At 61.3% G+C, this 12297-nt stretch carries 10 protein-coding genes; 1 reads left to right on the plus strand and 9 read right to left on the minus strand.

Annotated elements, in window-relative coordinates:
• Positions 1-43: 43 nt before the first annotated feature.
• Positions 44-1951, plus strand: a complete 1908-nt coding sequence (estP, locus tag FEE99_RS00830) for an esterase EstP (protein WP_041476684.1) — start codon at positions 44-46, stop codon at positions 1949-1951.
• Positions 1952-2123: 172 nt separating this feature from the next.
• On the opposite strand, the gene trpE is transcribed toward estP, so the two are convergent.
• The 9 genes from trpE to FEE99_RS00875 all read right to left on the minus strand — a co-directional run bounded on the left by trpE (position 2124) and on the right by FEE99_RS00875 (position 12226).
• Positions 2124-3605, minus strand: coding sequence for an anthranilate synthase component I (gene trpE, locus FEE99_RS00835; protein WP_041476685.1), 1482 nt, complete (start codon positions 3603-3605; stop codon positions 2124-2126).
• Between the two features lie 70 nt (positions 3606-3675).
• Entirely contained in the window at positions 3676-4494 is an 819-nt protein-coding gene (locus tag FEE99_RS00840; RefSeq protein WP_041476686.1) for a phosphoglycolate phosphatase, read from the minus strand.
• A complete protein-coding gene (rpe, locus tag FEE99_RS00845; protein WP_007918813.1) occupies positions 4491-5165 on the minus strand; it encodes a ribulose-phosphate 3-epimerase in 675 nt (224 codons plus the stop codon). Before rpe ends, FEE99_RS00840 begins: the two co-directional genes overlap by 4 nt.
• Positions 5166-5279: 114 nt before the next feature.
• The gene (locus FEE99_RS00850) at positions 5280-6428 is read right to left on the minus strand and encodes an iron-containing alcohol dehydrogenase (protein WP_041476687.1); all 1149 of its coding nucleotides are present in this window, start codon (positions 6426-6428) and stop codon (positions 5280-5282) included.
• A gap of 285 nt (positions 6429-6713) precedes the next feature.
• Positions 6714-7538: an ABC transporter permease gene (locus tag FEE99_RS00855; protein ID WP_016772909.1), complete on the minus strand. Its 825-nt coding sequence runs from the start codon at positions 7536-7538 to the stop codon at positions 6714-6716.
• A 12-nt stretch (positions 7539-7550) separates the two neighbouring features.
• Positions 7551-8798, minus strand: a complete 1248-nt coding sequence (locus FEE99_RS00860; protein ID WP_041476688.1) for an ABC transporter permease — start codon at positions 8796-8798, stop codon at positions 7551-7553.
• Positions 8799-9056: 258 nt separating this feature from the next.
• Complete coding sequence (locus FEE99_RS00865; RefSeq protein WP_016772907.1) at positions 9057-10100, minus strand: ABC transporter substrate-binding protein; 1044 nt, start codon at positions 10098-10100, stop codon at positions 9057-9059.
• A 48-nt stretch (positions 10101-10148) separates the two neighbouring features.
• Positions 10149-11273, minus strand: coding sequence for an ABC transporter ATP-binding protein (locus tag FEE99_RS00870; protein WP_041476689.1), 1125 nt, complete (start codon positions 11271-11273; stop codon positions 10149-10151).
• A 323-nt stretch (positions 11274-11596) separates the two neighbouring features.
• Positions 11597-12226: a response regulator gene (locus tag FEE99_RS00875; RefSeq protein ID WP_041476690.1), complete on the minus strand. Its 630-nt coding sequence runs from the start codon at positions 12224-12226 to the stop codon at positions 11597-11599.
• Positions 12227-12297 lie beyond the last annotated feature (71 nt).

Here is a 12297-nt window from a genome sequence, read left to right on the forward strand (position 1 = left end):
TGTCGTTTCGTTCACCTACAACAATAAATAAACGGACTTGCTCATGATCAGACAGACGTTGTTTGTACCGCTGGCCAGTTGCTTGCTCGCACTGGCCTGCGCCCAGGCCAATGCGGCGCCCAATCCTTATTCCAGTTTCATCGTCTTCGGCGACAGCCTCAACGATGCCGGCACCTTCGCCGACACGGGCGGCCCGGCGGGCTCCACCGAGCGTTACACCAACCGTACCGGGCCGGTGTATCAGGATGGCAGCGGCGAAGTTTTTTCATTGAATTCCACCCAGTTGCTTGGCGGCCGCCTGGGCTTTTCGCCCGACCAGACAGCCTCTTCCAGCTCCGCGGTGCGCGCGGAAAACGGCCAGCCCGACGGCAACAACTGGGCAGTCGGTGGTTATCGCACCGACCAGATTCTCGACTCGATCACCACTCAATCTGCCACCGGTGAACGCACCCGCGCAGGGTACCTGCCGTCGAACGGCTTCCGCGCCGACCCGAATGCGCTGTATTACATTTCCGGTGGCGGCAACGACTTCCTCCAGGGCCGCATTCTCAGCCTGCCCCAGGCCAACGCCGCAGCCGATCGACTGGCCGACAGCGTGCAGACCCTGCAGACCGCCGGCGCCAAGTACGTGATGGTCTGGCTGCTGCCTGATGTGGGTCTGACCCCGGCCCTCAATGGCACGCCGCTGCAAGCGTTCAGCAGCACCCTCGCCAACCAGTTCAACAGCCAATTGGTGACGCGCCTGCAAGGCATCAACGCCGAAGTCATTCCGCTGAACATTCCGGTGCTGCTCTCGGAAGTCTTCGCCGACCCGGGGCGCTTTGGTCTGGCTACCGACCAGAACCTCACCGCGACCTGCTTCAGTGGCAATAGCTGCACGGAAAACGCCCGCTACGGGATCAACAGCGCCACGCCGGATCCGACCAAGCTGATCTACAACGATGGCGTACACCCGACCGAATCCGGGCAAAAACTGATCGCCGATTACGCCTATTCGCTGTTGGCTGCGCCATGGGAATTGAGCCTGCTACCTGAAATGGCCCACGGCACCGTGCGTGCGCATCAGGATGAATTGCGCAACCAATGGCAGGCGGACTGGGAGAACTGGCAAGCGGTCGGCCAATGGCGTGCGATTGTCTCGGCCGGCGGACAGCGTCTGGATGTCGACAGCCAAAGCAGCGGCGCCAGCGCCGATGGCAGCGGTTACAACCTCAACGTCGGCGGCAGCTATCGCCTCAATGAGGCCTGGCGCGTGGGCGTGGCGGCCGGTTTGTACCGGCAGAATCTTGAGGCCGGGCACAACGATTCCGACTACAAACTCAACAGCTACATGGCCACCGCGTTCGCCCAGTTCCAGCAGAACCGCTGGTGGGCCGACGCGGCGCTGACCGGCGGCAAACTCGACTACGACAACCTCAAGCGCAAGTTCGACCTCGGCGCCAGCGAGGGCGCGGAGAAAGGCGATGCCGACGGCAGCCTGTGGGCGTTCAGCACGCGCCTGGGCTATGACATTGCGCAACCGGGCAGCCAATGGCACCTGTCGCCGTTTGTCAGCGCCGATTACGCCAGTGTCGATGTCGACGGTTACTCGGAAAAGAGCAACCGCGCCACCGCGCTGACCTTCGATGACCAGAGCCGCGATTCGAAACGCTTGGGCCTGGGGATTCAAGGCAAGTACAACTTCACCGCGCAAACCCAGGTGTATGGCGAATACGCTCACGAGCGTGAGTACGAAGATGACGTGCAGAAGGTCAACATCGCCCTCAATACCCTGCCGGCCAATGACTTCACCCTTGAAGGCTACACACCGGCAAGTCACCTGAACCGCTTGAGCCTGGGTGTCAGTCACAAGCTGACGCCAGATCTGGCGCTGCGTGGCGGTTATACGTTCCGCAAGGATGATGACTTCAAGCAGCAGGGCCTGAATGTCGGGGTTGTCCTGGATTTCTGAGTCGTAGATGCAAAAAAGCGGCGCCTGTCAGGGCGCCGCTTTTTTTATGCCTCAACACAAAACCCAATGTGGGAGCGAGCCTGCTCGCGAAAGCGCTGGGTCAGTCAGCATCAACGGTGACTGACTCACCTCTTCGCGAGCAGGCTCGCTCCCACATGGGAAATTGCGTGGATCAGGCGTCCGGGGTTTGCTCGGCCAGGGCCACGGCGCGGAACATCGCGCGGCGTTTGTTCAGGGTTTCTTCCCATTCCAGCGCCGGCACCGAGTCGGCGACGATGCCGCCGCCGGCCTGCACGTGCAACTCACCGTTCTTGATCACCGCCGTGCGAATGGCAATGGCGGTGTCCATGTTGCCGTTCCAGGCGAAGTAACCGACCGCACCGCCGTACACGCCACGCTTGACCGGCTCGAGTTCGTCGATGATTTCCATCGCGCGAATCTTCGGTGCGCCGGACAAAGTACCCGCCGGCAGGATCGCCCGCAGTGCGTCCATCGCGGTCAGGCCCGACTTCAACTGGCCGGTGACGTTGGAGACGATGTGCATCACATTGGAATAACGCTCGATGACCATTTTCTCGGTGAGCTTCACCGAACCGATTTCCGAAACACGCCCGGTATCGTTGCGGCCCAGATCGATCAGCATCAAGTGCTCGGCGATCTCCTTGTCATCGGAGAGCAGGTCCTGCTCCAGCGCCACATCGGCTTCTTCGGTGGCGCCCCGTGGGCGCGTGCCGGCGATCGGGCGCACGGTGATCAGGTTGTCTTCGACGCGCACCAGCACTTCCGGCGAACTGCCGACGACGTGGAAATCGCCGAAGTTGAAGAAGTACATGTACGGCGTCGGGTTGAAGCAACGCAGCGCGCGATACAGATCGATCGGCGCAGCCTTGAAGTCGATCGACATGCGCTGCGACGGCACCACCTGCATGCAGTCGCCGGCAAGGATGTATTCCTTGATGGTGTCGACGGCTTTTTCGTAATCGTCCTGAGTGAAGCTGGAACGGAACACCGGATCGGCCGATTGCTGTTTGCTGAAATCCAGGCCACGACGCGGGGTGATCGGCTGACGCAGTTGCTCGAGCAGTTCCTGCAAACGCGCCTGGCCTTGCTCGAAGGCATTGGTCTGCGCAGGGTCGGCGAGGACGATCGCGTGCATCTTGCCAGCCAGGTTGTCGAACACCACAACGGCGTCGGAGACCATCAGCAGAATGTCCGGCACGCCCAGCGGATCCGGGTTCGGGCATTTGCCCAGACGCTTTTCCACGTAGCGCACGCAGTCATAACCGAAGTAACCGACCAGGCCCCCGTTGAAGCGCGGCAGGCCGGCAATGGTCGGCACGTTGTAACGGGCCTTGAAGGTTTCAACGAAGGCCAGCGGGTCTTCAACCTCGTGGCTTTCGGTCTCGACGCCATCAACGCTGATGCTGACGTGATGGTCGTGGACTCGCAGCACGGTGCGGCACGGCAGGCCGATGATCGAGTAACGGCCCCATTTCTCACCGCCCTGCACCGATTCGAGCAGGTAGGAGTTGGGCTGGTCGGCCAGTTTCAGGTAGATCGACAGCGGCGTGTCGAAGTCGGCCAGGGTTTCGCAGGCCAGCGGGATGCGGTTATAGCCGTCAGCGGCCAGACGCAGGAATTCTTCGCGATTCATAAGGTGCCTCGTGGGGTGAGGTGCAATCAGTCAGGTATGCAAACGCGCCGGCAGGGCCGGCCAGAATCAGTCAGGCGCGCCAACGCCAGCGGGCCAGGGCCTTGATGACTTTCATCCAGAGTTTGCGGGTGACCACCACGATGGCATTTCCAGAAGGGGGTTGAACAGCGTCGGGCAACGTTATCCCACCGGCCAGATCCAGGCAACCGGGAATTAGTTTGCGCAAATCGTCGATCACCAGTGCCGGGGATTCCTCGGCAATCGGCCGGCCATGGTTGTAGCCGTAACTCAGCGCCACACACTTGACCCCCGCCGCTTTCGCCGCCTGCACATCGCTGCGCGAGTCGCCGACGAACAACGATTGCGAGGCCGGAATGTTGGCCATTTTCATCACGAAAAACAGCGCCGCCGGGTCAGGCTTCTTCTGCGGCAGGGTATCGCCGCCGATGATCCACTTGAAGTAGCGCCCGATCTTCATCTGATCGAGCAGCGGCGCGACGAAGCGCTCCGGCTTGTTGGTGATCAACGCCATGGCCACGCCTTGCTTGTGCAGCCACTTGAGCGTGTCGCGCACACCGGGATAGACCACGGTCAGTTCATGGCTGGCGCCGTACGCCTCCATGAAAATCTCCAGTGCGCGCTCGGCTTCAGCGTCGTCCACTGCCGAGTGATCGATGCCACCCGCCAAGGCCCGACGCACCAGCACCGGCGCGCCATTGCCGACCCATTCGCGCACCGCTTCGATACCTGCCGGCGGACGGCCGAGGGAGAGCAGCATGGTGTCCACCGCTGCTGCCAGGTCGGGAACCGAATCGATCAGCGTGCCATCCAGATCGAACATCACCAAGCGTGGCAGCTGCCCCGGGAACAACTGCTCAAAACCGCTCATGGGCGAGCCAGTGCCAGTTCGGAACGCATCTTGTCGATGACTTCCTGATAGTTCGGCGCGTTGAAAATGGCCGAGCCGGCGACGAAGGTGTCAGCGCCAGCAGCGGCAATTTCGCGGATGTTGTTGACGTTGACGCCGCCGTCGATTTCCAGGCGGATGTCGCGCCCCGAGGCGTCGATGATCGCCCGCGCTTCGCGCAGTTTGTCGAGGGTGCCGGGAATGAACTTCTGCCCGCCGAAGCCCGGGTTGACGCTCATCAGCAGGACCATGTCGACCTTGTCGATCACATACTTGAGCACGTCCAGCGGGGTCGCCGGGTTGAACACCAGACCGGATTTGCAACCACCTTCGCGGATCAGTTGCAGCGAGCGATCGACGTGCAAAGTGGCTTCCGGGTGGAAGGTGATGTAAGTCGCGCCGGCTTCGATGAAGTCGCCGACGATGCGGTCCACCGGGCTGACCATCAGGTGCGCGTCGATCGGCGCGGTGACGCCGTACTTGCGCAGCGCCGCGCAGACCATCGGGCCGATCGTCAGGTTGGGCACGTAGTGGTTGTCCATGACATCGAAGTGGACGAAGTCGGCGCCGGCGGCGAGAACGTTGTCCACTTCCTCGCCGAGGCGGGCGAAGTCGGCGGAGAGGATCGACGGAGCAATTACGAAGGGCTGCATGACGCACCTGTGCTGAGCTAAATCACGATGGCGCGCATTGTATACCTCAAGTTTCCACGCGCGCACCGGGACCGCGATGATTGGGTTGTGCCATGTGCCCTCAGCGCCCGCGCCTCAGTAAGCCGCGCGGTAGATCTTCTCGATGTCGCCGGCGCTGAGTTTGCGCGGGTTGTTGCGCATCAAGCGCTCGATGCCGGCGGCCTCCACGGCCATCGCCGGAATTGCTTCCTCAGGTACGCCGAAACTGCGCAGCCCGGCAGGGATTTCCACCGCCGCGCACAGGTCGGTCATGGCCTGCACGGCTTTGTCCGCGGCTTCGCTGGCGCTCAGATGCGCGGTCCTCACGCCCATGGCTTCGGCAATATCCTGCATGCGTTCGACACAGGCCATTTTGTTCCAGGTCATCACATAGGGCAGCAGCAAGGCGTTGCTGACACCGTGGGCAATGTTGAAGCGCCCGCCCAGCGGATACGCCAACGCATGCACCGCACCGACCCCGGCGTTACCGAACGCCATGCCGGCCATGAGGCTGGCGGTGGCCATGTCTTCGCGCGCTTGCAGGTTGGCGCCGTTAGCGTAGGCCTTGGGCAAGGCGTTGGCGATCAGCTTTATCGCGCCAATGGCGAGGGAGTCGGTGATCGGCGAGGCATTCACCGACAGGTAGGATTCGATGGCGTGCACCAGTGCATCGACGCCACTGGCAGCAGTGACGCTGCGCGGACAGGTCAGGGTCATCTGCGGGCTGACCAGCGCCACGTCCGGCAACAGATAGTCGCTGACGATGCCTTTCTTCAACTGCGCGACCTTGTCCGAGAGGATCGCCACGTTGGTGACTTCAGAACCGGTGCCAGCGGTGGTCGGGATGGCGATCAGCGGCGGGCCTTTGCGCGGCACCTGATCGACGCCGAACAGATCTTCCAGCGCGCCGTGATATCCGGCGTAGGCGGCGACACTTTTGGCAATATCGATGGCGCTGCCGCCCCCGAGGCCGATCAAACCGTCATGCCCGCCCTCACGGTAGGCACGCATGCAGTCTTCGACGATGGCGATTTCCGGATCGGGCAGTACACGGTCGAAAATCTCGTACTCGCGCCCGCCGAGTTGCACCAGCGCCAGTTCGACAGTACCGGACTTGACCAGCGCGGCGTCGGTGACGATCAGCGGATTGTCGATGTCCAGACGGGTGAGTTCAGCGGCCAGTTGTTCGATGGCTGCGGCGCCGGTGATCAGTTTATGAGCGATTTTGAACTGGGACAGACTCATCGTGCGCAGCCTCTTATAGATGTGGGAGCTGGGCACAAGATTAGCTGGGGATTTGGGGTTGTCTGCTATTCAGGGTGTGAATGGTTGATCGGATAGGAAGATCAAGAGCCCCTCACCCTAACCCTCTCCCGGAGGGAGAGGGGACTGACCGGGTTGTACTCTCGAAATACATCGACCTGAATTACCGAGTCGAACTCCGGCCGCGAAAGCCACGAAGATCTGCTCCCTTCCCCCTCGCCCCCTTGGGGAGAGGGCTGGGGTGAGGGGTGGCTTTTGACCTTGATCTCAGACTTGCGCAGTACGCAGTTTCTCGCTACGCCCGCGCAGCCATTCCAGCGTCAGCAGCAGAATCACCGAGAAGGCAATCAGCAATGTCGCCGCAGCGGCAATCGTCGGGCTGAGGTTTTCGCGAATCCCGCTGAACATCTGCCGAGGCAATGTCGCCTGCTCAGGCCCGGCAAGGAACAGCGTCACCACCACTTCATCGAAAGAAGTCGCAAAGGCAAACAGCGCCCCGGAAATCACTCCCGGCGCAATCAGCGGCAAGGTCACCCGGCGGAACGCCGTCAGGGGTGAAGCACCGAGACTCGCAGCAGCACGCACCAGATTGTGATTGAAGCCCTGCAACGTCGCCGAAACCGTGATGATCACAAACGGCACACCCAATACCGCATGCACGACGATCAGCGAGAAGAAGCTGTTACCCAGTCCCAGTGGCGCGAAGAACAGATAACTCGCCACGCCGATGATCACCACCGGCACCACCATCGGCGAAATCACCAGCGCCATCACCAGTGACTTGCCAGGGAAGTCGCCACGGGTCAGGCCGATCGCCGCCAGCGTGCCGAAGATCATCGCCAGCACCGTTGCCGCCGGGGCGACGATGATGCTGTTCTTCAGCGCGCGCATCCATTCCGCCGAGGCGAAGAAGTCGTGGTACCACTGCAGCGAGAAGCCCTGCAGCGGATAGACCAGAAAACTCCCCGAGTTGAACGACAGCGGAATGATCACCAGCACCGGCAGGATCAGGAACAACAGGATCAGGCCGCAGAGAATCCGCAGGCTGTAGAACCACACCCGTTCAATGGGCGACATGTAAGGACTCAGCATCGCAAATTCCCCTTAGCTCAGGCGCAGGCGACTGGCGCCGACCAGCCAGCTGTAGATCAGATAAAGCACCACGGTCGCCAGCAACAGCAAGCCGCCGAGCGCGGTGGCCATGCCCCAGTTGATGCTGGTGTTGGTGTAGAAAGCGACGAAGTAGCTGACCATTTGGTCGTTCGGGCTGCCGAGCAGCGCCGGGGTGATGTAGTAGCCGATGGCGAGGATGAACACCAACAGGCAGCCGGCGCCAACGCCGGCGTAGGTCTGCGGGAAGTACACCCGCCAGAAACTGGCGAACGGATGACAGCCGAGGGAAATCGCCGCGCGCATGTAGGTCGGCGAGATGCCTTTCATCACGCTGTAGATCGGCAGAATCATGAACGGCAGCAGAATGTGCACCATCGAGATGTACACGCCGGTGCGGTTGAACACCAGTTCCAGCGGTTTATCGATGATGCCCATGGCCATCAGGCCACTGTTGATCAGACCGCCGGATTGCAGGAGCACGATCCACGCTGCGACCCGCACCAGAATCGAGGTCCAGAACGGCAGCAGCACCAGGATCATCAGCAGGTTGCTCTGCCGCGAAGGCAGGTTCGCCAGCAGATAAGCCAGTGGATAGGCGAGCAGCAGGCAGATCGCGGTGATGACCAAGCCCATCCAGAAGGTGCGGGCGAAGATGTCGAGGTAGATAGCCTGATCCGGGGTGGCCGGGGCCAGTTCGCCGAGATCATCGATACGGTGATCGACCGCCGCCAGCAGGTAATACGGAGTGATGCTGCTGGTGTTGCGTTTCACCGCTTGCCAGTAGGCCGGGTCGCCCCAGCGTTCGTCGAGCGCTTCCAGCGCTTCTTTATAAGAGGCCGGTTCGCTGGCGAACGGCAGCGCCCGGGCGGTTTTGGTCAGCAGGCTGCGGTAGCCGGCCAACTCCATGTTCAAGCGCTTGGACAGATCGCCCAGCGTCTGGTTTTTGCGGGCTTCGGCGAGGTCTTCGCTGGCCGCCTTGTACACCGGCTCGGCGGGCAGACCACGGCCGTCCCAACTCGCGATGGCAGTGACAGTGCGCGGCATGCCGCCAACCACTTCCGGGTTGCCGACGCTTTTATAGAGCAGCGCCACGATCGGCACCAGAAACACCAGCAGCAGAAACAGCACCAGCGGCGCAATCAGTGCCTGGGCCTTCCAGCGGTTGACCCGCTCGGCGTGCTTGAGCTTCTGCTTCAAAGTGGGGCTGGCGCCCTCGTTCAGGGGAACGGCGATGGCCATGACGTACTCCGCAAATCTTTGATCGTTACAGAGGTGGCGAACCACCTCTGTTGCGTTGAAACACTGCTACCTGTGGGAGCGAGCCTGGTGGCGAGGGGATTTATCCCCGTTCGGCTGCGCAGCAGTCGTAAAACCTGAGAATGCGGTTTATCTGACCCACCGAGCGGGTATGGCTTTGGGGCTGCTTCGCAACCCGACGGGGATAAATCCCCTCACCACAAAAGCCCCCTTGCCATCTCCATACAGGTAAATAAGTGGTTATTTCGCCGCCCAGGAATTGAAACGCTGTTCCAGTTGCTCGCCGTTGTCAGCCCAGAAGCTGACGTCGATCTGCACTTGGTTGGCGATGTTCTCCGGGGTGGTCGGCATGTCTTTCAGGACATCCTTGGCCAGCAGCGGCACGGCTTGGGTGTTGGCCGGGCCGTAGGCGATGTTTTCCGAGTAGGTCTTCTGCTGCTGCGGCTGCACCGAGAAGGCGATGAATTTCTTCGCCGCTTCGGCGCGCTTGGCGTCCAGACCTTTCGGGATGGCCCAGGCGTCGAAGTCGTAGATGCCGCCGTTCCATACCACTTTCAGGTTGGATTCTTTTTGCACGGCAGCGATGCGACCGTTGTAGGCCGAGCTCATGACAACGTCACCGGAAGCAAGGTATTGCGGCGGTTGTGCACCGGCTTCCCACCACTGAATACTTGGCTTGAGCTCATCGAGTTTCTTGAAGGCGCGATCCTGGCCGCCCTTGCTCGCCAACTCTTTGTAGACGTCTTTGGGCGCCACACCATCGGCCATCAGCGCGAATTCGAGGGTGTACTTGGCGCCTTTGCGCAGGCCGCGCTTGCCCGGGAATTTCTTGGTGTCCCAGAAATCCGCCCAACTGGTCGGCGCGGTCTTCAGCTTGTCGGCGTTGTAGGCCAGCACGGTAGACCACACAAAGAAACCTACGCCGCACGGCTGAATGGCGCCCTTGACGTAGTCTTCGGTCTTGCCGAACAGTGCCGGGTCGAGTTGCTCGAACATGTCTTCGTCGCAACCCCGGGACAGCTCTGGCGATTCAACTTCGACCAGATCCCACGACACGCTCTTGGTGTCGACCATGGCTTTGACCTTGGCCATTTCGCCGTTGTATTCGCCAGCGACGATCTTGCCGTTGCCCGCCGCTTCCCACGGTGCATAGAAGGCTTTGACTTGCGCCGCCTTGTTCGCCCCGCCAAACGACACCACGGTCAAGTCCGGGCCGGCGGCCATTGCGCCGGTCGCACCCATCAGGCCCAGAGTCAGGGCGGTGAACTTCAGGGATCTCAACATTTATTGTTCTCTCCACGTGCAGGGTTGGTGTTGGTATTGCCGGGGCGCTTAGTGCGCCTCTAAAAGCGGATCGAGGGCACGAACGTGCTCGACCTGCCAGCCAAGCGGTACCACGTCGCCGACGCTGAGCGCAGGATCGAGCTCGGCAATCGGTTGTTTCACGAAGAAGTCGGTCTTGCCGCAGACTTCCAGGCGCACCCGGACGTGGTCGCCCAGATAGATGAATTCCGCCACCCTCCCTGAGAAGCGGTTGACGCATTGATCGCTCGAACCGTTGAGGCTGACGCGCTCCGGACGGATCGACAGGGTCACCGGTTCGCCGGTCTGGCCAACGTTGACGGCCAGCGCCTCGACCTTCTCTCCACGCCCCAACTCGACCACGCAGCGCTCGCCGCTCTGGCTGAGCAGGCGACCGTTGAGGCGGTTGTTCTCGCCAATGAAGTTGGCGACAAAGGTGTTTTTCGGCTCTTCGTAGAGCGTGCGCGGCGGCGCAATCTGCTGGATCTCGCCCTGATGGAATACCGCCACGCGGTCAGACATGGTCAGCGCTTCACCCTGATCGTGGGTCACGTAGACCACGGTCACGCCGAGGCGCTGGTGCAGGTGCTTGATCTCCATCTGCATGTGTTCACGCAGTTGTTTGTCGAGGGCACCCAGCGGCTCGTCCATCAGTACCAGTTGCGGCTCGAACACCAACGCGCGGGCCAGTGCCACACGCTGCTGCTGACCGCCGGACAACTGCGCCGGATAACGCGAGGCGAAGGCATCGAGCTGAACCATGCTGAGAACTTTCTTCACCCGCTCGCTGACGTCGCTTTTGTTCAAGCCGCGCACGGTCAACGGGAAAGCAAGGTTCTCCGCGACAGTCATGTGCGGGAACAACGCGTAGTTCTGGAACACCATGCCGATATCGCGCTTGTGCGGCGGTACGTTGTTGATCGAACGCCCGGACAGAAGGATTTCACCGGCGGTCGGCGTTTCGAAACCGGCGAGCATCATCAGGCTGGTGGTCTTGCCGGAACCGGACGGCCCGAGCAGGGTGAGGAATTCGCCCTTGCGAATGTCCAGGTTGAGGTCTTTGACGATCAGGTTCTCGCCGTCGTAGCTCTTCTGCACACCACGAAAGCTGACCAGCACATCACTGGTCCCTGCGCTTGTATCGACCTGGCTCATACCCACACCTTTGTTGTTGATGACTGCTTGTGGATTAAGCCTAGTGGTTGCTGACAGGCGCGCAAATCGGGGCGCAGGAGAGAATCGCCTCAGCCGGATGGAAGGTTGTGGGTAGGGATTGCCCTACAAGGATGGCGCGTTTGGGCAAACGCAGCGGCAAGGGGCAAGCTGCAAGCGGCAAGAACAGGCAAAAGCGCTTGTCGCTAACAGATATGCCAACGCGGTCGCATGTAGGAGCTGCCGAAGGCTGCGATCTTTTGACCTTGCTGTTTATAAGATCAAAAGATCGCAGCCTTCGGCAGCTCCTACAGGGGCGGGCGGGGTCAGAGGAGTTTGTGCTCCATCGCATATTTCACCAGCTCCGCCAGCGAGGTGATGTTGAGCTTCTGCATCAGCCGTGCCTTGTGGGTGCTGATGGTCTTGCTGCTCAAGGCCAGTTGCTGGGCGATTTCGTTGACGTTCGCGCCCTGAGCGAGGCGCTCGAACACTGAGAATTCGCGTTCTGACAACAGCGAATGCAGCGGCCGGGTATCGGTCAGGCCGACTTCGAAGACCATGCGGTCGGCCAGTTCCGGGTCAATGTAACGCCCGCCCGCCGCAACTTTGCGGATCGCCGTGAGCAGCAGCGCCGGATCGCTGTCCTTGGTCGCATACCCGGCCGCGCCGACCTTCAAGGCGCGCGCGGCCATTTGCGCTTCGTCGTGCATCGACAGCACCAGAATCGCCGGCGGATTGTTCAGCGCACGGATACGCGGGATCGCTTCAAGTCCGTTGACGCCAGGCATGGAGATGTCCAGCAGCACCACCTCGCAAGGTACGCTGCGCAGGGTTTCGAGCAGTTGCTCGCCATTGCTCGCCTCCCCCACCACTTGCAGATCCTTGGCCAGGCCGATCAATTGCTTGATGCCCTCGCGGACGATGGTGTGGTCTTCGGCTACCAATACACGGATCACGTTGTTCTCCAGATTTCAGGTACACACCAGTCCCTGTGGGAGCGAGCCTGCTCGCGAAGGCGTCAGCGCTC

The organism is Pseudomonas sp. ef1 (genome assembly GCF_007293365.2).
Taxonomy (GTDB): Bacteria; Pseudomonadota; Gammaproteobacteria; order Pseudomonadales; family Pseudomonadaceae; genus Aquipseudomonas; species Aquipseudomonas siliginis.

What these genes read in the sequence shown, in the direction of transcription:
- FEE99_RS00840 (WP_041476686.1), bottom strand. Translation starts at nt 4,494, where the DNA reads ATGAGCGGTTTTGAGCAGTTGTTCCCGGGGCAGCTGCCACGCTTGGTG.
- FEE99_RS00865 (WP_016772907.1), bottom strand. Translation starts at nt 10,100, where the DNA reads ATGTTGAGATCCCTGAAGTTCACCGCCCTGACTCTGGGCCTGATGGGT.
- estP (WP_041476684.1), top strand. Translation starts at nt 44, where the DNA reads ATGATCAGACAGACGTTGTTTGTACCGCTGGCCAGTTGCTTGCTCGCA.
- FEE99_RS00870 (WP_041476689.1), bottom strand. Translation starts at nt 11,273, where the DNA reads ATGAGCCAGGTCGATACAAGCGCAGGGACCAGTGATGTGCTGGTCAGC.
- FEE99_RS00850 (WP_041476687.1), bottom strand. Translation starts at nt 6,428, where the DNA reads ATGAGTCTGTCCCAGTTCAAAATCGCTCATAAACTGATCACCGGCGCC.
- rpe (WP_007918813.1), bottom strand. Translation starts at nt 5,165, where the DNA reads ATGCAGCCCTTCGTAATTGCTCCGTCGATCCTCTCCGCCGACTTCGCC.
- FEE99_RS00860 (WP_041476688.1), bottom strand. Translation starts at nt 8,798, where the DNA reads ATGGCCATCGCCGTTCCCCTGAACGAGGGCGCCAGCCCCACTTTGAAG.
- FEE99_RS00855 (WP_016772909.1), bottom strand. Translation starts at nt 7,538, where the DNA reads ATGCTGAGTCCTTACATGTCGCCCATTGAACGGGTGTGGTTCTACAGC.
- trpE (WP_041476685.1), bottom strand. Translation starts at nt 3,605, where the DNA reads ATGAATCGCGAAGAATTCCTGCGTCTGGCCGCTGACGGCTATAACCGC.